Annotated in this window: 18 protein-coding genes; 11 read left to right on the forward strand and 7 right to left on the reverse strand. The window is 56.3% G+C overall.

The genetic code is table 11. The features are described 5' to 3' along the window. Nucleotides 1-132 precede the first annotated feature (132 nt). The gene (wzz(fepE), locus tag SK58_RS06360; RefSeq protein WP_017382859.1) at nt 133-1,269 is read left to right on the forward strand and encodes an LPS O-antigen length regulator Wzz(fepE); all 1,137 of its coding nucleotides are present in this window, start codon (nt 133-135) and stop codon (nt 1,267-1,269) included. 33 nt (nt 1,270-1,302) lie between these two features. Here wzz(fepE) and SK58_RS06365 read toward each other — a convergent pair whose 3' ends face one another. Then, nucleotides 1,303-1,626 carry a cupin domain-containing protein gene (locus tag SK58_RS06365; RefSeq protein WP_032649382.1) on the reverse strand — a complete coding sequence of 108 codons (324 nt, stop codon included), beginning with the start codon at nt 1,624-1,626 and terminating at the stop codon, nt 1,303-1,305. A gap of 135 nt (nt 1,627-1,761) precedes the next feature. Between SK58_RS06365 and SK58_RS06370 the strand changes: the two genes are divergently transcribed. After that, nucleotides 1,762-2,454 carry an aspartate/glutamate racemase gene (locus SK58_RS06370; protein ID WP_032649380.1) on the forward strand — a complete coding sequence of 231 codons (693 nt, stop codon included), beginning with the start codon at nt 1,762-1,764 and terminating at the stop codon, nt 2,452-2,454. On the opposite strand, the gene SK58_RS06375 is transcribed toward SK58_RS06370, so the two are convergent. Then, nucleotides 2,449-3,375, reverse strand: coding sequence for a LysR family transcriptional regulator (locus SK58_RS06375; protein WP_048219544.1), 927 nt, complete (start codon nt 3,373-3,375; stop codon nt 2,449-2,451). The two genes, SK58_RS06370 and SK58_RS06375, sit on opposite strands and share 6 nt — an antisense overlap. Before the next feature lie 120 nt (nt 3,376-3,495). Between SK58_RS06375 and lysA the strand changes: the two genes are divergently transcribed. Further along, entirely contained in the window at nt 3,496-4,758 is a 1,263-nt protein-coding gene (gene lysA, locus SK58_RS06380; RefSeq protein WP_032649377.1) for a diaminopimelate decarboxylase, read from the forward strand. On the opposite strand, the gene SK58_RS06385 is transcribed toward lysA, so the two are convergent. Further along, nucleotides 4,728-5,765: a LacI family DNA-binding transcriptional regulator gene (locus SK58_RS06385; protein WP_003862814.1), complete on the reverse strand. Its 1,038-nt coding sequence runs from the start codon at nt 5,763-5,765 to the stop codon at nt 4,728-4,730. The two genes, lysA and SK58_RS06385, sit on opposite strands and share 31 nt — an antisense overlap. 299 nt (nt 5,766-6,064) lie before the next feature. On the opposite strand from SK58_RS06385, the gene SK58_RS06390 reads away from it, so the two are divergent. The 4 genes from SK58_RS06390 (at nt 6,065) to SK58_RS06405 (ending at nt 10,150) form a co-directional block, all read left to right on the forward strand. Continuing rightward, nucleotides 6,065-7,390, forward strand: coding sequence for a PTS sugar transporter subunit IIC (locus SK58_RS06390; protein ID WP_032102923.1), 1,326 nt, complete (start codon nt 6,065-6,067; stop codon nt 7,388-7,390). 7 nt (nt 7,391-7,397) lie between these two features. Beyond that, complete coding sequence (locus SK58_RS06395; protein WP_047734889.1) at nt 7,398-8,825, forward strand: glycoside hydrolase family 1 protein; 1,428 nt, start codon at nt 7,398-7,400, stop codon at nt 8,823-8,825. A gap of 78 nt (nt 8,826-8,903) precedes the next feature. After that, complete coding sequence (locus tag SK58_RS06400; protein ID WP_003862809.1) at nt 8,904-9,677, forward strand: GntR family transcriptional regulator; 774 nt, start codon at nt 8,904-8,906, stop codon at nt 9,675-9,677. Continuing rightward, nucleotides 9,674-10,150, forward strand: a complete 477-nt coding sequence (locus SK58_RS06405; protein ID WP_032669290.1) for a GNAT family N-acetyltransferase — start codon at nt 9,674-9,676, stop codon at nt 10,148-10,150. Before SK58_RS06400 ends, SK58_RS06405 begins: the two co-directional genes overlap by 4 nt. On the opposite strand, the gene galR is transcribed toward SK58_RS06405, so the two are convergent. Beyond that, nucleotides 10,105-11,127 carry an HTH-type transcriptional regulator GalR gene (gene galR / locus SK58_RS06410; RefSeq protein ID WP_003862806.1) on the reverse strand — a complete coding sequence of 341 codons (1,023 nt, stop codon included), beginning with the start codon at nt 11,125-11,127 and terminating at the stop codon, nt 10,105-10,107. The genes SK58_RS06405 and galR overlap by 46 nt on opposite strands. Nucleotides 11,128-11,744: 617 nt before the next feature. On the opposite strand from galR, the gene aas reads away from it, so the two are divergent. Then, entirely contained in the window at nt 11,745-13,904 is a 2,160-nt protein-coding gene (gene aas, locus SK58_RS06415; protein WP_048219546.1) for a bifunctional acyl-ACP--phospholipid O-acyltransferase/long-chain-fatty-acid--ACP ligase, read from the forward strand. Further along, entirely contained in the window at nt 13,897-15,090 is a 1,194-nt protein-coding gene (lplT, locus tag SK58_RS06420; protein ID WP_040118055.1) for a lysophospholipid transporter LplT, read from the forward strand. Before aas ends, lplT begins: the two co-directional genes overlap by 8 nt. Before the next feature lie 92 nt (nt 15,091-15,182). Here the strand turns inward: lplT and SK58_RS06425 are convergent, their stop codons facing one another. The 3 genes from SK58_RS06425 to mutH all read right to left on the reverse strand — a co-directional run bounded on the left by SK58_RS06425 (nt 15,183) and on the right by mutH (nt 17,395). After that, nucleotides 15,183-16,223: an NADP(H)-dependent aldo-keto reductase gene (locus SK58_RS06425; RefSeq protein WP_015571754.1), complete on the reverse strand. Its 1,041-nt coding sequence runs from the start codon at nt 16,221-16,223 to the stop codon at nt 15,183-15,185. Between the two features lie 132 nt (nt 16,224-16,355). Then, complete coding sequence (locus SK58_RS06430) at nt 16,356-16,574, reverse strand: YgdI/YgdR family lipoprotein (protein ID WP_003862794.1); 219 nt, start codon at nt 16,572-16,574, stop codon at nt 16,356-16,358. Nucleotides 16,575-16,702: 128 nt separating this feature from the next. Next, nucleotides 16,703-17,395: a DNA mismatch repair endonuclease MutH gene (mutH, locus tag SK58_RS06435; protein ID WP_017692735.1), complete on the reverse strand. Its 693-nt coding sequence runs from the start codon at nt 17,393-17,395 to the stop codon at nt 16,703-16,705. Nucleotides 17,396-18,078: 683 nt separating this feature from the next. Between mutH and rppH the strand changes: the two genes are divergently transcribed. Both rppH and ptsP read left to right on the forward strand, forming a co-directional pair. Then, nucleotides 18,079-18,609, forward strand: a complete 531-nt coding sequence (gene rppH, locus SK58_RS06440; RefSeq protein ID WP_003862791.1) for an RNA pyrophosphohydrolase — start codon at nt 18,079-18,081, stop codon at nt 18,607-18,609. 12 nt (nt 18,610-18,621) lie between these two features. Next, a complete protein-coding gene (gene ptsP / locus SK58_RS06445) occupies nt 18,622-20,868 on the forward strand; it encodes a phosphoenolpyruvate--protein phosphotransferase (protein WP_015571752.1) in 2,247 nt (748 codons plus the stop codon). Nucleotides 20,869-21,069: the final 201 nt, after the last annotated feature.

Raw genomic sequence — 21,069 nt, forward strand, 5'->3', positions numbered from 1 at the left:
AACTACCAGATCTGATAGCAGGTCTACAGATGTACCAATTCGTCATTCAGATAATTCTTACATTCTTGTATGATTTGTTACACCGGAACCAGTCAGGCAGAATTTCACTGCATCCTTAAAAGAAGAACAGTTATGTCAGCGATGGATTTCAAAAAACATACGGATCTCAACTTTCCTCACTATGCTCCCCCGGCGGTCAGCGCTAAAGAAATAGATCTTCTGGGTCTGCTGGACGTCCTGCTGGCAGCAAAAAAACGCATCATCACCATTGTCTTTGCATTTGCACTGGTCGGCCTGGCAATCGCCTTTCTGATACCGCAAAAATGGACCAGTAAAGCGGTCATTACGCCCGCGGAACAGACGCAGTGGAGTTCGCTGCGCCAGATGATGGTGGCGCTCCAGGTGCTTGATGTCGACGTGAAAATTACCCGTGCGGATGTGTTTAATCTGTTTATCAAAAAGTTTCAGTCCCAGTCTCTGCTTGAAGAGTACATGAAGAGCTCACCTTACGTGATGGCTCAGCTCGATGGCGCTCAGGTTGACCCGCTGGAGCTGCACCGCGCGGTGGTCAATATTGCCGAAAAGATGAAAGCCGTTGATAACACGCAGGAAAAAAATGCCGATAAAGCACCGTACCTCTCCTGGACGTTAAGCTTCACTGCCCCAACGGCAGAGGACGCGCAGAAAGTGTTGAATGGTTACATTCAGTACATCTCCCGCATCGTCGAGCAGGAGACCATGCAAAACATTCGCGATCAGCTGATCCTGAGAACCAAAACGGTTCAGCAGCAGCTGGAGCTGGATCGGGTCCGTCTGACAAATATCCATAATACCAACCTGCAACGCCTGAACTACTCGCTGGAAGTGGCGAACGCGGCGGGGATCAAAAAGCCGGTCTACAGCAATGGACAGGCGGTGAAAGACGATCCGGATTATTCCGTCGCCCTCGGTGCGGACGGGATTGCGCAGAAATTGCAGATTGAAAAAAATCTGAAGGATGTTTCTGAGCTGAACGCCGATTTCCAGAACCGCGAATACTATCTGGCACAGCTGCAAAAACTTTCCTTCGAAGATGTGAGCCTGGAGCCGTTCAAATACCAGCTTTCACCTTCTATGCCGGTGAAAAAAGATGGCCCGGGCAAAGCCCTGATCGTGCTGCTGGCGTGTATTCTGGGTGGACTGTTCGCCTGTGGCAGCGTGCTGCTGCGCGAGGCAATGAGCACCCGCAACCCGCTGCCGGAACAACTTCCTGAGCCGGTTACGGAATAACTTCAAAAAAGGCGCTCAACTGAGCGCCTTTTTTTATTTCAGGAAATCTTCGCGAACCGGCGTAAAGGTATCCAGCAGGGTGCCGGGTTTCAGGCAAACGCAGCCGTGCATCACGTGCGGCGCTTTATAGAGGGTGTCGCCCGCCATCACCACATGCTTCTCCTCGCCAATGGTGAACTCAAATTCCCCCGAGAGAACGTAGGTGAGCTGCTCATGCGAATGGTTATGCATCGGGCCAATCGCGCCTTGCTCGAAATTCACTTCCACCGCCATCATCCTGCCGTCGTGCGCCAGAATACGACGCGTCACGCCGTTGCCCAGATCCTCAAGCGTGGTCTCTTTATGGAAAATAAACATATTTTCGCCCTGTTATGTAATGAAACATTGTTTCAATTAATTTATCTCACCCGCGGCGAAAAGGAAACGTTTAGCCAAATAACTGGAAAGGCGATCACAAGTTTGCTTCACTGGGTGAAACGCACAGGAGGAAAGATGAAAACGATCGGTCTGTTAGGGGGCATGAGCTGGGAATCAACGATCCCGTACTACCGCCTGATTAATGAAGGTGTCAAACAGCGTCTGGGCGGTCTGCATTCGGCCAGCCTGCTGCTGCACAGCGTGGATTTCCATGAAATAGAAGCCTGCCAGTCGAGCGGGGAGTGGGACAAAGCCGGGCAGATGCTGGCGGACGCCGCGCTCGGGCTGGAGCGTGCGGGCGCGCAGGGTATTCTGCTGTGTACCAACACCATGCATAAGGTGGCGTCGCACATTGAAGACCGCTGTTCGCTGCCGTTCTTACATATCGCGGATGCCACCGGGCGTGCCATACGTGCCGCCGGCATGACGCGCGTGGCGCTGCTGGGGACGCGCTACACCATGGAGCAGGATTTTTACTGCGGGCGGCTGAACAGCCAGTTCGGGATTGAAAGCCTGATCCCTGAAGAGGCTGACCGGGCGCGCATTAACCAGATTATTTTTGATGAGCTGTGTCTGGGCACCTTCAGCGAAACGTCGCGCGCATGGTACGTCAGCGTGATTGAGAAACTGGCGCAGCAGGGGGCGGAAGGGGTTATCTTCGGCTGTACCGAAATTGGCCTGCTGGTGCCGGCAGACCAAAGCCCGATAACGGTCTTCGATACCGCCGCCATCCATGCCGCGGATGCGGTGGAGTTCATGCTGTCATAGTGGTTTTTGCAGGTCAGGTAAGCGAAGCGCCACCTGACGCGCGTGCGCAATCAGGTGTTCACTAAAGGCATCAACCAGCGCTGAGGCGGGCCGGTGCAGCGGGCGGATCAGGCTCACGGTAAAGGGAACGGAAACGCTAAAACGGCGCAGAACCACGCCGCTGCTGGCGTAGTCCATGGCCGTGAGCGGGTTCACCACCGAAATACCCACGCCCGCGCGCACCATCGCGCAAATAGACGCCGCACTGTGCGTTTCCATCACCATCCGCCGCTTCACCTGATGTTCGGCAAACAGGCCATCCAGAAGCTGCCGGTAGCTGTCGGTCTGCGACAGGCTGATATAGTTCTCACCGTGAAAATCCGCCGGCGTCAGCTCCGCTTTGTGGGCAAGCGGATGGCAGGCAGGCAGCACGCAGACCTCATCCAGCGACAGTAGCTCCGTGCGTTCCGTTCCCGCTGGCGTGACGAGGGTTTCGGTCAGACCCAGATCGTGGCGCTGGGCCGAAAGCCACTCCTCCAGCAGCGGCGACTCCTGCGGCACGATGGTCAGGCTGACCTCCGGATAGCGGGCCAGAAACGGCTGTAACAGTACCGGCAGGAATGACTGGGAAAAGACCGGCAGGCAGACGATGGACAGCTCGCCCTGGCGGAACTCCCTCAGGCTCTCTGCCGCGCTCACGATCCTGTCCAGCCCGTACCAGGAGCGCTGAACCTCCTCAAACAGGCGTAAACCCTGCACCGTTGGATGCAGCCTGCCGCGGGCGCGTTCAAACAGCTTCAGCCCCAGCACTTTCTCAAAACGCGCCAGCTCACGGCTGACCGTCGGCTGCGAGGTGTGCAGCATGTGCGCGGCTTCAGTGAGATTGCCGGTGGTCATTACCGCATGAAAAATCTCGATATGGCGTAGGTTAACGGCGGGCATAGGGCACCTGATGGCTGAGCGTAGTCCATATCATTTTTGCATAGACTCACGATAAAACGATATTTTTTATTCTCTTCAGGCTATGGCGTAATGATAAAAAACAGATTTCCGGAGACGACCATGCCACGCCCACTCAACCAGACCGAGACCGATTTAAATGCCGATAACCTGCTGCGCCTGCCTGCCGAATTCGGCTGCCCGGTGTGGGTCTACGATGCGCAGATTGTCCGCGAGAAGATCGCCGCGCTGCATCAGTTTGACGTGGTGCGTTTTGCGCAGAAGGCCTGCTCCAATATTCATATTCTGCGCCTGATGCGCGAGGAGGGCGTGAAGGTTGACTCCGTATCGCTGGGTGAGATCGAACGTGCGCTGGCGGCCGGGTTTGATCCGAAAGCCGACAGCGACGCGATCGTCTTCACCGCTGACCTGATTGACGACGCCACGCTGGCGCGCGTGCACGAGCTGCAAATCCCGGTCAATGCCGGTTCGGTGGATATGCTGGAACAGCTTGGGCAGGTCTCTCCTGGCCATCGCGTCTGGCTGCGCATCAACCCGGGCTTTGGTCACGGTCACAGTCAGAAAACCAACACCGGGGGCGAAAACAGCAAGCACGGGATCTGGTATGCCGATATGCCTGCGGCGCTGGAGGTTTTACAACGCTACAACCTCAAGCTGGTGGGCATTCACATGCATATCGGGTCCGGCGTGGATTACGGCCATCTTGAGCAGGTCTGTGGCGCCATGGTGCGTCAGGTTATCGATTTTGGTCAGGATCTGGAGGCGATCTCCGCCGGGGGAGGGCTTTCGATTCCTTACCGCGAAGGGGAAGAGGCGATCGACACGGATCACTATTACGGCCTGTGGAGCGCCGCGCGTGACAGCATCGCCGCCCATCTGGGCCATGCGGTGAAGCTGGAGATTGAGCCGGGTCGTTTCCTGGTTGCCGAGGCCGGCGTGCTGGTGGCGCAGGTGCGGAGCGTGAAGGAGATGGGAAGCCGTCACTTTGTGCTGATTGATGCTGGCTTCAACGATCTGATGCGCCCGTCCATGTACGGCAGCTATCATCACATCACCGCACTTGCCGCCGATGGCCGCGATCTGGTTAACGCCCCGCGCATCGAGACCGTTGTTGCCGGCCCGCTGTGTGAATCCGGTGACGTCTTTACTCAGCAGGAAGGCGGGAAAGTCGAAACCCGTTCGCTGCCAGAGGTAAAACCGGGAGATTATCTGGTGCTGCATGATACCGGTGCGTACGGGGCGTCTATGTCTTCCAACTACAATAGCCGCCCGCTGCTGCCGGAAGTATTGTTTGATAACGGCGTGGCGCGGCTGATTCGCCGTCGCCAGACCATTCAGGAGCTGCTGGCGTTAGAGCTGGTCTGATTAAACCAGGGCCCCGTCGTCACCGAATCGCGTAACACCAGGGTGCCGGTGAACGGCGGGATCGCTTCAACCGGCTGGTTTTTTGCCAGCCGGATCGCCTGGTCGATCGCCGTGACGATCATGTTGTCGATCGGCAGATACACCGACGACAGGGCAGGCTCCAGCCACTTTGCGCTGGGGGCATCGTCAAAACCAAACAGCGAAATATCCTGCGGGATCTTCAGCCCGGCCTGGTGTAATGCTTTGGAGGCGCCCAGGGCCATATCATCGTTACAGGCAAACAGGGCGCTGAACGATGTCTTTTCCGCAATCAGCTCCTTGCACAGCTCGTAACCCCGCGTCATGCCTGCATCGCCGTATTTAATCCGCCGCTCGTCGAGACGAATACCGTGCTTCTCCAGCGCCTTACGGTAGCCCATCAGTCGCGCTTTACCCGTTGGCGTGTGGATCGGGACGGTGATACAGGCGATCTCCCGGTGGCCCTGGCTTATCAGGTAATCCACCGCTTTGAAGGCTGCGTCCTGCTGTTCAAAGAAGACGCAGCGATCCGCCGCCTGGCTCACTTCACGGTTAATGATCACCAGCGGCGTCTGCACGCTGTTGATCAGCTTCAGGATCGTCTTTTCGCTCATGTAACGCGTATACAGCACGATGGCGTCGCACTTGCGATCGGCGAGCATCTGGACCGCCTGTTCTTCCTGCTCAGGGGCGTCGTGACCGTCGGTAACAATCAGCTGTTTTCCGTGCTTTTCGGTCTGCCGTGACGCCTGCTGTAGCAAACGACCAAAGTAAAAACCGTCGAACGTCGAGACGACCAGACCAATGCTGTTGCTGGTCTGGTTAGCCAGCGAACGCGCGAGAAAGTTCGGACGATAGCCCAGCTCCTCCATCGCGCGAAATACCTGCTGACGCGTGCTCTCTTTAACCTGACCTGTGCCGTTCAGCACGCGCGAAACGGTGGCCTTCGACACGCCCGCACGCAGTGAGACATCCAGCATTGTTGCCATTCGAAATTCCTGTTTCCACGTAATGGTTTGCAGTTTAACACAGACCATCCGGCGCATAAGCGACGTGGGAAGGGCAAAACCCCATAACGATCACGCTTTTCGGTAACGATCCTCGCCCGCGGGATAAATGCCTGTCATTGGCATGCCAAAATGGTGATAAATCGCAATCTGGAATACCTCTTACCTCATTGAGAGCTTAATCACAGAACAAAGCGCCTGTGGACGCTATTTTTGGCATACCAATAGTATCCGGCTGTCCATCTTATTCAATAAAAGCCCTTTTACTGAGGTATTACCCTATGGCATTTCAGGAAAAACTGATCGACGCTCTGGGCAGTTTTGCCACCACCTTCAACAGCTATCGCTATATCCAGGCGATTAAGTCTGCGTTTATTACCTTAATGCCGGTCATCATTGTGGGGGCGTTCTCGGTACTGATCTCCAATATGGTGCTGGATCCGAAAAACGGCCTGGCGAGCTTTCAGTCGCTGTCGTTTCTGGCGGCGTTAAAGCCGATCACCAGTGCGCTGAACTATGCCACGCTCAACTTTCTCAACATCGGCGCGGTGTTTTTAATCGGCATTGAGCTGGGGCGTATTAACGGCATTAAGTCCCTGTTCCCCGGCCTGCTGGCGGTGATCTGCTTTATCTGCGTGACGCCGACCACGGTGGAAATGCTGGTGGACGGCGAGATGCACGTGGTGAAAGACGTGCTGCTGCGCCAGTTCTCGGATACCCGCAGCCTGTTCCTCGGCATGTTTATCGCCATCCTGTCAGTGGAGATTTACTGCTGGCTGGAAAACCGCAAGGGGCTGAAAATCAGGATGCCGGACACGGTGCCGCCGAATGTCGCCGCGTCGTTCTCTGCGCTGATCCCGGCCATTATCACCACCACCGCCATCGCCACCTTTGGCTTCGTGTTTCATCGGGTTACCGGAATGTATCTCTACGACGCGGTTTACCAGGTGGTGCAACAGCCGCTGGAGCGCGTGGTGCAAAGCCTGCCGGGGATCCTGCTGCTGATGTTTGTCGCCCAGCTGTTCTGGGTGATTGGTATTCACGGCAACCAGATGATCAAGCCGATCCGCGAGCCGCTGCTGCTGGGGGCAATCACTGTCAACATGAGCGCGTTCGAGCAGGGCAAAGAGGTGCCAAACATCATCACCATGCCGTTCTGGGATGTGTATATGAGCATTGGCGGCTCAGGGCTCACTATCGGTCTGCTGATCGCGGTGATGATTGCCACCAAACGCAAAGAGATGAAGGAGATCGCCAAGCTCTCCATCGGTCCTGGCCTGTTTAACATCAACGAGCCGGTGATCTTCGGGATGCCAGTCATGCTCAACCCGATCCTGGCTATCCCGTTCATCATCACGCCGCTGGTGACGGGCTCGATTGGCTACTTTGCCACCGTGACCGGATTTGCCGGGAAAGCCGTGGTGATGGTGCCCTGGACCACGCCGCCGCTGATCAACGCCTGGCTGTCAACCGCGGGCTCCATGGGGGCGGTGATCACCCAGTTTATCTGCATCGTGACTGCGGTGATCATCTATCTGCCGTTTGTGAAAATTGCCTCACGCCGCGCAGATCAGGCCGCACTGCAACAAGCCACCGATAACGCATGAGGACAGGATGAGCATAAAACAGATAACCATACCGCCAGATTTTATGCTGGGCGCGGCGGCATCGGCCTGGCAGACCGAGGGCTGGAGCGGCAAAAAGCCGGGGCAGGATTCGTGGATCGATCTCTGGTACAAGAACGATCGTCACGTCTGGCACAACGGCTACGGCCCGGCGGTGGCAACCGACTTTATCAATCGCTTTCGCGAAGACGTGGCGCTGATGAAGCAGGCGGGACTGACGCACTATCGCACCTCGATCAACTGGTCGCGCTTTTTGACCGACTATGAAAACGCCACCGTAGATGAAGAGTACGCCGCCTATTACGACGCGCTGTTCGATGAAATGCACCGTCAGGGCATTGAGCCGATGATCTGCCTGGAACACTACGAATTGCCGGGCGTGCTGCTGGAGACCTACGGCGGCTGGGCGTCGAAGCACGTCGTCGAGCTGTTCGTTCGCTATGCGGAAAAGGTGTTTGAGCGCTTTCACGGCAAAGTCACCCGCTGGTTTACCTTCAACGAGCCGATTGTGGTCCAGACGCGCGTCTACCTCGACGCGCTGCGCTGGCCCTATGAGCAGAACACCAGCACCTGGATGCAGTGGAACCACCATAAGGTGCTGGCGACGGCGAAAGTGGTGAAGCTGTTTCGCGAGAAAGGGTATGACGGCTCGGTGGGCTGTATTCTTAACCCGGAAGTGACCTATCCGCGCTCGCGCGCGCCGCATGACGTGCGGGCGGCAGAGATGTACGATCTGTTCTATAACCGCGTCTTTCTTGACCCGCTGGTGCACGGGCGCTATCCGCAGGCGCTTTTTACCCTGCTGGCGCAGCATCAGGTGCAGTGGGATTACACGGCTGACGAGCTGGCGCTGATTGCCGACAACACCGTCGACGAGCTGGGCATTAACCTCTATTACCCGCATCGCGTCAAAGCCCCGTCCCGCGCCTGGCACCCGGAGACGCCGTTCCACCCGGCGTACTACTACGAGCCGTTCGAGCTGCCGGGGCGGAGGATGAACACCTCCCGCGGCTGGGAGATCTTCCCGCGCATTATTTACGACATGGCGATGCGGATTAAAAACGACTATCGCAACATTGACTGGTTTGTAGCGGAAAGCGGGATGGGCGTGGAGAACGAAGCGCAATTTCGCAATCGCGACGGCATTATCGATGACGCGTACCGCATCGCGTTTCTCAGCGAACATCTTTATTACACGCTGCTGGCGCGGGAGGCGGGGGCTAACTGCCACGGCTATATGCTGTGGGCCTTCACCGACAACGTCTCCCCGATGAACGCGTTTAAAAACCGCTACGGGCTTATTGAGATCGACCTTGAAAACCATCGCGCACGGCGGGCAAAGAAATCAGCGTCCTGGTTCCGCCAGCTGCGCGATGAGCGTGTGCTGACGCTCAGGGTTGACGATGAATGGAAGTAAGCCTTCTGGTAAAATAGCGCACAAACTGGCCGGGAGGACGTCCGGCCCGCGCATTAACTGAAAAACACAGGTGAAAACGTGGATAAGGCTGTCATCCTGCCGGAAAAAAAACAGTACCAGGAGATTGGCGAGGATTTACGGGCGCAGATTATCCAGGGGCATTATCCCGTGGGATCGCGTCTGCCGCCGGAGCGCAACATCGCCGAGACGTATGGCGTGAGCCGCACTATCGTGCGCGAGGCGCTGCTGATGCTTGAGCTACAGGGGACGGTGGATATTCGCCAGGGGTCTGGTGTGTACGTGATGCGCATTCCGGAGGAGCATGAAAACGAGGAAGAACGTTTTCTGAACAGTGACGTGGGTCCGTTTGAAATTCTCCAGGCGCGTCAGCTGCTTGAAAGCAACATTGCCGCCTTTGCCGCAAAAATGGCGACGCGGGCGGATATCGACAACCTGCGCCGCATCATCGAGCAGGAGCAACGGGCTATTGCCGCCGACGATCGCAGCCAGGACAACAACAAAATGTTCCACCTTGTACTGGCGGGGGCCACACAAAACCAGATGCTGCTGGCGACCGTTGAAAGCGTCTGGCATCACATGGACAGCAGCCCGCTGTGGCAGCAGTTTAATGGCCACATCGCCAGCCGCGCATGGCGGCTGAAATGGCTCGGCGACAGGCAAACCATTCTCGCTGCGCTCCGCCGCCGCGACGTGATGGGGGCGTGGCAGGCGATGTTCCAGCATCTTGAAAACGTCAAAAAGAGCCTGCTTGAGCTGTCAGACGAGGACGCGCCCGATTTTGACGGCTATCTCTTTGAATCGGTCCCCCTTTTCCAGGGGAAGCTGGTGTGAATATACTGCCGCTTCACGCTGCGCCGCAGTTTACACAGCGGGTGATCGACTGGATCTGGAACGCGTTTGGTGAAGGTATGCCGCGTGCCTTTTTCCAGAGCATTGTTGAGCACAGCCTGACGCCGGGCGAGTTACCGCTCACCTTTATTGCCGTTGAGGATGACCAGCTGCTGGGCACCGTTGGGTTGTGGCGTTGCGATTTAATTTCCCGACAGGATCTCCACCCCTGGCTGGCTGCGCTGTATGTCGATGAAGCCGCCCGGGGAAACGGGCTGGCGGGAAAACTTCAGCGGCATGTTATCGGCTACGCGCGACGCGCCGGATATCACGAGCTTCATCTCTGGTCTGCCTGCCGCGACTTCTACGAACGTTACGGCTGGCACTACATTGGCGATGCGCTGGAATACCCGGATAAAACCGTCCATCTCTATCGCTGTTCGCTCACGGCTTCCGCGGGCGATACCACCGAGTGACGGCGCACTAAGGTTGGGCTGAACAGGTGGGTAATTTCCGGTGGCGGGCGATGCTCGGCCAGCGCTAACGCCAGTTCTGCCGCCTGCGTTGCCATGGTCACAATCGGGTAGCGCACGGTGGTCAGGCGAGGGCGCACGTAGCGCGACACCAGCACATCATCAAAGCCAATCAGCGAAATTTCTGCCGGGACGTCAATCCCGTTATCATTCAGCACGCCCATTGCGCCGGCGGCCATGGAGTCGTTATAGCTGGCCACGGCGGTGAAATTCCGCCCGCGGCCCAGCAGCTCCGTCATCGCCTGCTCGCCGCCACTCTCATCCGGTTCTCCGTACGCCACAAGACGATCGTTGCACGGCAGACCGGCTTCGCGCAGCGCGTCGTAATAGCCCTGAAGGCGATCTTCCGCATCGGAAATTGGGTGGTTGGAGCACAGATAACCAATTCGGGTATGGCCCTGCTGGATCAGATGACGGGTTGCGAGCCATGCGCCGTAACGGTCGTCGAGCGCCACGCAGCGGGTTTCAAAACCGGGAATAATACGGTTGATAATCACCATCCCCGGCATCTGTTTCATCAGATGGATCAGCTCGGCGTCGGGGATCATTTTTGCATGGACCACCAGCGCCGCACAGCGATGACGGATCAGCTGCTCAATGGCCTGGCGCTCTTTCTGTTCATTGTGGTAGCCATTACCAATCAGCAGGAAATTTCCGGTGTGATAAGAGACTTGTTCTACGGCTTTGACCATCGCACCGAAAAACGGATCGGATACATCTCCGACCACCAGCCCGATGGTTTCTGTCGACTGCTGGGCAAGGGCGCGCGCGTTGGCGTTAGGGTGATAATTCAGGTTTTCCATGGCGTCCTGCACGGCCTGGCGCGATGCATCACTCGCTTTAGGGGAGTTGTTGATCACGCGGGAGACGGTCGCGACGGAAACACCGGCCAGACGAGCCACATCCTTAATTGTCGCCATTCAATACCTTCTTATTGGGGTAAGCGTTTACACACTAACTAGTGTTGCGGAAAAGCGGCGCGCATTCAAGGGGAGCGGGTGAGCGTCCTCTGCAAACGTGAAGCAGAACATCCCTCACGGTGTAATCGTTACACGGCCAGTCATGTCTGAATAATGTCAATCTGAACCTTTAGTTACACTTTGCCTCAGGCTGTTGCGATTGTCCGTTAGCAACGATGCGTAGTGAATTGCTAGAGTCGAGATCCCAGAGGTATTGATAGGTGGAATCAACTTCGGTTGATTAACACGATTTACACCAACCTGCGTTTTACGCAGGTTTTTTTTTGCCTGTAAGTTCAACCTGTAACAGCAAAAGAGAATATTCACACCTGGTTGCACTTCGGCTCATTCCCTTGCGTTTTCCCGCTGGCGAAGCCTGTCGCCGGAGGCCACAATCAAGATCCCAGAGGTATTGATTGGTGAGAATTCCTGGTACGTTTTCGTACTCTTCTCTTGCACCAACCTGCGCGGATGCGCAGGTTTTTTTTCGCCTCTGTTTTTGCTATCGCTCCCTCACTACTTCTCGTGTAATCTGCCACCATTTATACCTTTCACACTGGCTGGCAAAGGGAGTTGAAATGCTTTTTGGGTTCTTCCGCACACTGTTTCGTGTCCTGTTTCGCATCCGCGTGACTGGCGATACGCAGGCACTCTATGGCGAGCGTGTGCTTATCACACCGAATCACGTCTCTTTTCTTGATGGCGTATTGCTGGCGCTGTTTTTGCCCGTGCGGCCCGTCTTCGCGGTTTACAGCTCCATCAGTGAAAAATGGTACATGCGCTGGCTCAAACCGCTGATTGATTTTGTCCCGCTCGACCCAACCAAACCGATGATGATTAAACATCTGGTGCGTCTGGTTGGGCAGGGGCGCCCGGTGGTTATCTTCCCGGAAGGGCGTATTTCAGTGACGGGCTCCCTGATGAAAATTTACGACGGGGCCGGTTTTGTCGCGGCGAAGTCTCAGGCCACCGTCGTGCCGCTACGCATCGACGGGGCTGAGCTAACCTTTTTCAGCCGTCTGAAAGGGCTGGTGAAGCAGCGTCTGTTCCCGAAAATTACGCTGCATATATTACCGCCGACGTCACTGCCGATGCCCGAGGCGCCGCGCGCGCGCGACCGCCGTAAAATCGCCGGGGAAATGCTGCACCAGATTATGATGGAAGCGCGCATGGCCGTTCGCCCGCGCGAAACGCTGTATGAATCGTTGCTGTCGGCGCAGTATCGCTACGGTGCGAAGAAAAACTGCATCGAAGACATCAATTTTACGCCGGATACCTACCGTAAGCTGTTGACCAAAACGCTGTTTGTCGGGCGTATCCTGGAAAAGTACAGTAAACAGGGCGAAAAGATCGGCCTGATGCTGCCAAACGCGGGTATCAGCGCGGCGGTAATCTTTGGTGCCGTCTCCCGGGGCCGCATTCCGGCGATGATGAACTACACGGCGGGCGTGAAAGGGCTCTCCAGCGCGATTACCGCAGCACAAATCAACACCATCTTTACCTCCCGCCAGTTCCTGGATAAAGGCAAGCTGTGGCACCTGCCGGAACAGCTGACGCAGGTGCGCTGGGTGTTCCTGGAAGATCTGAAAGCAGACGTCACGACCGCCGACAAGCTGTGGATTTTCGCGCACCTGCTGATGCCGCGTATGGCGCAGGTTAAGCAGCAGCCGGAGGATGATGCCATTATCCTCTTTACCTCCGGCTCTGAAGGCAACCCAAAAGGTGTGGTTCATAGCCACAAAAGCATTCTGGCGAACGTCGAACAGATTAAAACTATTGCTGACTTTACCGCCAACGATCGCTTTATGTCGGCGCTGCCGCTGTTCCACTCCTTTGGTCTGACCGTGGGTCTCTTTACGCCGCTGCTGACCGGTGCCGAGGTGTTCCTCTACCCAAGCCCGCTGCACTACCGCATTGTGCCGGAACTGGTTTATGACCGTAACTGCACGGTGCTGTTCGGGACGTCCACCTTCCTCGGTAACTACGCGCGCTTCGCCAACCCGTATGATTTCTTCCGCGTACGCTACGTGGTGGCGGGCGCGGAAAAACTCCAGGACAGCACGCGCCAGATCTGGCAGGACAAGTTTGGCCTGCGCATTCTGGAAGGCTATGGCGTGACGGAGTGCGCGCCGGTGGTCTCCATCAACGTTCCGATGGCGGCAAAACCGGGAACGGTTGGCCGCATTCTGCCGGGGCTGGATGCGCGTCTGCTGGCGGTGCCGGGTATTGAAGACGGCGGACGTCTTCAGCTGAAAGGGCCGAACGTCATGAACGGCTATCTGCGTGTGGAAAACCCGGGCGTGCTTGAGGCGCCGACGGCCGAGAACGTCAATGGCGAGGTTGAAACGGGCTGGTACGACACGGGCGATATCGTGCGCTTCGACGATCAGGGCTTCGTGCAGATCCAGGGACGTGCAAAACGCTTTGCCAAAATCGCCGGGGAAATGGTCTCTCTTGAAATGGTCGAAACGCTGGCGACCGCCGTCTCGGCGGAGAAAATGCATGCGACCGTGGTGAAAAGTGATGCCGGTAAAGGCGAGGCGCTGGTGCTCTTCACGACAGACGGTGAACTGAAGCGTGACGCGCTGCTCAGGTATGCACGCGAACACGGTATCCCCGAGCTGGCGGTTCCCCGCGATATTCGTTACCTCAAACAGTTACCGGTGCTGGGCAGCGGTAAACCCGATTTCGTGACCCTGAAGGGCATGGTTGAAGAGGCAGAACAGCAAAATGCGTGAGTCAGTGCACACTAACACTTCAATCTGGTCGAAAGGCATGATGGCGGTTATCGCCGCCCAGTTTCTTTCCGCGTTCGGCGATAACGCGTTGCTGTTTGCCACGCTGGCATTGCTGAAAGCTGAGTTTTATCCCGACTGGAGCCAGCCGATCCTACAGATGGTGTTTGTGGGTGCTTACATCGTATTTGCGCCGTTTGTCGGCCAGGTGGCGGACAGCTTCCCGAAAGGTCGGGTCATGATGTTTGCCAACAGCCTTAAGCTTCTGGGCGCGGCAAGTATCTGCTTTGGTATCAACCCGTTTGTCGGCTACACGCTGGTGGGCATTGGTGCGGCAGCCTACTCCCCGGCGAAGTACGGCATTCTGGGTGAGCTCACCACCGGTGATAAGCTGGTGAAGGCCAACAGCCTGATGGAGTCCTCCACCATTGCGGCTATTCTGCTGGGTTCGGTGGCGGGTGGCGTACTGGCAGACTGGCATGTGCTCGCCGCGCTTGGCATCTGCGCCCTGATGTACGGTGGCGCGGTGATCGCCAACCTGTTTATCCCCAAACTGGCCGTGGCGCGTCCGGGGCAATCCTGGCGCTTCGGGCCAATGACCGGCAGCTTCTTCAACGCCTGCCGCGTACTGTGGCGTAACGGTGAAACACGCTTCTCGCTGATGGGCACCAGCATGTTCTGGGGGGCCGGCGTTACGCTGCGTTTCCTGCTGGTGCTGTGGGTGCCGGTGGCGCTGGGCATTACTGACAACGCCACGCCGACTTATCTGAATGCCATGGTCGCCGTCGGGATTGTTGTCGGGGCCGGGGCTGCGGCAAAACTGGTGACGCTGGAAACCGTCGCGCGCTGCATGCCTGCGGGGATCCTGATTGGCGTCGGCGTTCTGTTCTTCTCCCTGCAACATGCCCTATTGCCTGCCTATGCCCTGCTGTTGCTGATCGGCATGTTGGGCGGTTTCTTTGTGGTGCCGCTAAACGCGCTGTTGCAGGAGCGCGGCAAGCAGACCGTTGGGGCGGGTAACGCCATTGCGGTGCAAAACCTTGGTGAAAACATGGCGATGTTACTGATGCTGGGGATTTACTCGCTGGCGGTAAAAGCAGGTGCGCCGGTCGTGGCAATCGGGGTAGGATTCGGCGCGCTGTTCGCGCTGGCGATTAGCGGGCTGTGGGTCTGGCAGCGTCGTCGTTGAATTGTGCGGCCTGATGCCCTCACCCCGGCCCTCTCCCCGGGGAGAGGGTGAAAACCCTAAAAACGGCAACGCACGTTGCCGTTTTGCTTTTATTACGGTGCCGGGTAGGTATAAACCTGATGCACCGCTTCAATCTCCGCTAATACCTCTTCACTCAGGTTCAGATGGAAACTCTCAATATTGGTTTTCAACTGATCCATCGTCGTTGCGCCGAGCAGGGTACTCGCCACAAAAGGCTGACGACGCACGAAGGCCAGCGCCATCTGCGCCGGATCGAGTCCGTGGCGTTTCGCGATATCCACGTAGGCCGCAACGGCTTTTTGCGTCTGCTCGCCGCTATAGCGGGTGAAGCGGCTGAAAAGGGTGTTACGCGCGCCAGCCGGTTTCGCGCCGTTCAGGTATTTGCCCGTCAGGGTACCGAAGCCCAGGCAAGAGTAGGCGAGCAGCTCCACCTCTTCGTACTGCGTCACCTCCGCCAGACCCACTTCATAACTGCGGTTCAGCAGGCTGTACGGGTTCTGAATGGTCACTATGCGCGGCAGATCGTGTTTATCGGCCAGATGCAGATAGCGCATCACGCCAAACGCCGTCTCGTTGGAAACGCCAATGTAGCGGATCTTACCCGCCCGCTGGCACTCCGTGAGCGCTTCCAGCGTTTCCAGCAGGGTAACGGCCGGAGCACTTTCGTTCCAGGTGTAGCCAAGCTTACCGAAGCAGTTCGTCGGACGCTGCGGCCAGTGCACCTGATAAAGATCGAGATAGTCGGTTTGCAGGCGCTTGAGGCTGGCATCCAGCGCGGCACGGATATTCTTGCGATCGAGGATCTGGTTAGGGCGGATCCCGGCATCGTTATTACGGGAAGGGCCGCTGACTTTGGAGGCGATGACCAGCTTTTCGCGATTGCCGCGTTTCGCCAGCCAGTTGCCGACATACGTTTCAGTAAGACCTTGTGTTTCCGGGCGGGGAGGAACGGGGTACATCTCCGCCACGTCAATCAGGTTAATGCCCTGGCTGACGGCGTAATCGAGTTGTGCATGGGCATCGGCTTCGCTGTTTTGTTCACCAAAAGTCATGGTGCCCAACCCCAGTTGGCTGATCTCCAGAGCGCTGTGGGGGATACGGTGATAATGCATAGCCGGTTTCCTTTTTTAGACATACAGACTGCGTCAGGAACCTCCCGACAAAGGAATATAAACATGGCAGAGGGAAGGCAAAAGGGGAAGGAAAAAATCAAAAAGGCCAGCAAGCTACTGACCTTTATCTGTTTAACGCTCGATGATCTGGGAGACTTCGTCGCGATTAATCTGCATTTGATTGCCTTCGCGATCGCGGTAACTCACCAGACCGGTATCGTCGTCGACTTCGGGTTTGCCATCGGTCAGGATCATACGACCATCTTTCGTTGACATGACATAGTCGCTGCTGCAACCCGATACCGCAAACGCTAAACCGACTGCTGAGATAATTACTGCCCATTTTTTCATCGTTCTCATCCTCACCTGGCTCGTATCAAATCATAGTGTAGTAATAACCTGATATTACGACAGGTGAAAGGGGGGAAATCTTAAAAAGGAGGAGATTATGTTAGCCGGAGCGCAAAATTGGTAAAAAACTATGTTTTCAACAGGAAGTGGCGTGCCAGCAGCGCCCCGGTGAAATTCTTTTTAAGATAGAAACCGCGCGGCAGCGTCAGGATCGGTTCGCCCTGTGCGCCTACCGCTTCAGTGAGCGCTTTGCTGTTGGCGGCTTTGGGACGAAGTTGCAGCACTTCGCCATGCCGGGCGGTGATACGCTCAACCTGTCCCAGCACAATCATGTCCATCAGCTCTTCCCAGTCCTGGGAAAGCTGTCTCTCCTCTTCTTCATTCGGGCTCCAGAGCAGCGGGGCGCCAACGCGACGCTCAGCCAGCGGGATCTGCCTGTCGCCCTCAACGGGTACCCACAACACCCGCTTCAGCTTATGCCTGACGTGGCTGGTTTCCCATGTCACTCCGCTGTTACCTGTGAGCGGCGCAACGCAGACAAAGGTGGTTTCCAGCGGCCGTCCCTGGCTATCGATGGGGATCGTCTTCAGTTCCACCCCCAGCGCCGCAAAATCTTGCTCGGGTTTACTGCCCGCGCTTGCGCCCAGCCAGCGTTCCAGCAACACGCCGATCCAGCCCTTATCACGCTTTAGATCGTTAGGTATCGTCAACCCCGCCATCACGGCCAGCTCGCCCAGTGAATAGCCTGCCAGGCGTTGTGCCTGCTGGAGCAACTGGGCTTCACTGACGGGAGGAGAGAGCAGTGGGGCGAGAGAATGCATGCTAACGACCTTTTGATTAAAAAATGAGCTGATATTTTATCCCTTGTGGACAGAGTTTACCTTTTTCTGTGCACCTATTCCATGTGGATGATTTATATCATCTTTTTTAGAATACAATCCGTCCCGCGGCGGCTAAAAAACAGGTTGTGCAATTCTGGTCACTGACAATAAACAGGATCTTACACCATGTTATCCACAGAAAAATGGGATAACTGGGAATAACTGCCACTACTGTTTCAATTTACAGCCTTGACGTGCGATGAAAATCGAATTTTCACACAAATTGTGCCTAACTTATTGGCACAAACTGTGGATAAAACCGACGCTGTTCGATCTTTCATCAGCAGGAGGATCTTTGATGTGATGATCGTCACGTTTATCGTCCTGGATACCCTTAATTTCAATATAATCATATGAATTTAAATGATTTGTTATAAGCGGGGTAAATTGGCGGCTCGTCGGGCTACAAGGTTGTTCATCGGTAATTCCGCACTTCTTCACAACTATATCCACAGAAAAGGTGAATAAAAAAGGTCTCTGTCGCCCGAATCTGTTTATAACTCCGCACTAAATTGTGAGTTATTCAAATGTTATTAGGTTGCAGGCCTGTAAGAGAGTGGTTTACCGCCTCCCTGTAGTGTGAAACAATCATTCATATATCAGATTTAGTTTGGGGTAGTCCGGTGATTGATGACGATGGCTACCGCCCAAACGTAGGAATAGTAATTTGTAATCGTCAGGGCCAGGTGATGTGGGCCCGGCGATATGGTCAGCACTCCTGGCAGTTCCCGCAAGGCGGGATCAATCCCGGAGAGTCCCCAGAACAAGCGATGTACCGGGAGCTGTTTGAAGAGGTTGGTTTAAGCCGAAAAGATGTTCGCATCCTGGCTTCGACCCGCAACTGGTTGCGTTACAAGTTACCGAAACGTTTGGTGCGTTGGGACACAAAGCCGGTTTGTATCGGCCAGAAACAGAAGTGGTTTCTTTTGCAGTTGGTGGGCAACGATTCAGATATCAATATGCAAACCAGCAGCACGCCAGAGTTTGATGGCTGGCGCTGGGTAAGCTACTGGTATCCGGTTCGTCAGGTCGTGTCATTTAAGCGCGATGTATATCGTAGGGTGATGAAAGAGTTCGCAAGTGTCGTGATGCAGCTTCAGGAGACGCCTCCGAAGCCACAGAGCGCACCTGCCTGGCGACGTAAAAGAGGTTAAGCTACGCAAATCATGCTCACCCGCTTGCGAGAAATAGTTGAAAAGGTTGCCAGTGCGCCTCGCCTCAACGAGGCGCTGAATATTCTGGTGACGGACATCTGTCTTGCGATGGAAACCGAGGTCTGTTCGGTCTACCTGGCCGACCATGACCGACGTTGCTACTACCTGATGGCAACCCGCGGTTTAAAAAAACCACGGGGACGCACCGTCACGCTCGCGTTTGATGAAGGTATTGTTGGCCTGGTCGGGCGACTGGCGGAGCCAATCAACCTTGCCGATGCGCAAAAACATCCCAGCTTCAAATATATCCCTTCCGTCAAAGAGGAGCGGTTCCGCGCTTTCCTTGGCGTGCCGATTATTCAGCGCCGTCAACTGCTTGGCGTGCTTGTTGTCCAGCAACGAGAGTTGCGGCAGTACGATGAAAGCGAGGAGTCTTTCCTCGTCACGCTGGCAACGCAGATGGCTGCGATCCTCTCCCAGTCTCAGCTGGCAGCCCTTTTTGGGCAGTATCGTCATACCCGCATCCGCGCGCTTCCGGCCTCGCCGGGCGTCGCGATTGCCGAAGGCTGGATGGATGCCACGCTCCCCCTGATGGAGCAGGTCTATGAAGCCTCGACGCTGGATGAAGCGCTTGAGCGCGAACGGCTTACCGCTGCGCTGGAAGAGGCGGCGAATGAGTTTCGTCGCTACAGCAAACGCTTTGCCGCTGGCGCTCAAAAAGAGACGGCGGCCATTTTCGACCTCTACTCACACCTGCTTTCCGATGCGCGTTTGCGTCGTGAGTTATTTGCCGAGGTCGATAAAGGTTCGGTGGCAGAGTGGGCGGTTAAAAAGGTCATTGAAAAATTTGCCGAGCAGTTTGCGGTGCTGACTGACGGTTATCTGAAAGAGCGCGCCGGCGATTTACGCGCGCTTGGGCAACGTCTGCTGTTCCACCTTGATGATACTATTCAGGGGGCGAATGCCTGGCCGAGCCGGTTTGTACTGGTGGCCGATGAACTCTCGGCGACGACGCTGGCGGAATTACCGCAGGACAGGCTGGCGGGCGTAGTGGTGCGCGATGGCGCAGCTAACTCCCATGCCGCCATTATGGTGCGCGCGCTCGGTATTCCGACCGTGATGGGGGCGGATATTCAGCCCTCCGTACTGCACCGCCGTACGCTGGTGGTGGACGGATACCGCGGTGAGTTGCTGGTGGATCCTGAGCCGGTTCTCCTTCAGGAGTACCAGCGTCTTATCAGCGAAGAGAATGAATTAAGCAAGCTGGCGGAAGATGACGTCAACCTGCCCGCGCAGCTCAAGAGCGGTGAGCGTGTGAAGGTGATGCTCAATGCTGGCTTAAGCCCTGAGCATGAAGAGAAGCTCGGCAGCCGCATCGATGGCATCGGCCTCTACCGCACCGAAATACCGTTTATGCTGCAAAGCGGCTTCCCGTCAGAAGAGGAGCAGGTGGCGCAGTATCAGGGCATGTTGCAGATGTTTAACGATAAACCCGTCACGTTGCGCACCCTGGACGTCGGCGCGGATAAGCAACTGCCCTATATGCCCATCAGTGAAGAGAATCCCTGCCTCGGCTGGCGTGGGATCCGCATAACCCTCGATCAGCCGGAAATCTTCCTTATCCAGGTTCGTGCGATGCTGCGTGCCAACGCGGCCACGGGGAATCTCAGCATTTTGCTGCCGATGGTCACCAGTATTGACGAGATCGACGAAGCGCGGCGGTTGATAGAACGTGCAGGGCGCGAAGTGGAAGAGATGATCGGCTATGCGATCCCTAAACCCCGTATCGGCGTGATGCTTGAAGTGCCTTCGATGGTCTTTATGTTGCCGCAGCTGGCGACCCGCGTTGATTTTATCTCCGTTGGCACCAACGACTTAACGCAATACATTCTGGCGGTCGATCGCAACAATACGCGCGTTGCCAGCATCTACGATAGCCTGCATCCGGCGATGCTTCGTGCCCTGGCGATGATCGCCCGCGAAGCCGAGCAGCATAATATCGACCTGCGCCTGTGCGGTGAAATGGCCGGCGATCCGATGTGCGTGGCGATCCTGATTGGTCTCGGTTTCCGTCACCTGTCAATGAACGGACGTTCCGTTGCGCGTGTGAAATACCTGTTACGTCACATCGAACAAGATGAGGCGCGCGAACTGGCCGCGCGTAGCCTGGAAGCACAGCTGGCAGCCGAAGTGCGCCATCAGGTGGCTGCGTTTATGGAGCGACGCGGCATGGGCGGTTTGATCCGCGGCGGCCGCTGATCCCCACAAAATAATGACGGCTCGGACGACCCCCTCTCCCTTGAGGGAGAGGAATGGGGTGAGAGGGGAACAGCGCGCATGAAACCCTATACACATCTTTTACATCTCAGGCGCATCCTCCGCGCCTGCCTTATGCTATGATTCGCAACTTTGGAGCACCTGCCAACGGCGGGAATGCAATTCACCCGCTGTCCACTTTCA

Origin of the sequence: Enterobacter sp. BIDMC93, assembly GCF_001037805.1 — a bacterium.
Lineage (GTDB): Bacteria > Pseudomonadota > Gammaproteobacteria > Enterobacterales > Enterobacteriaceae > Enterobacter > Enterobacter hormaechei_C.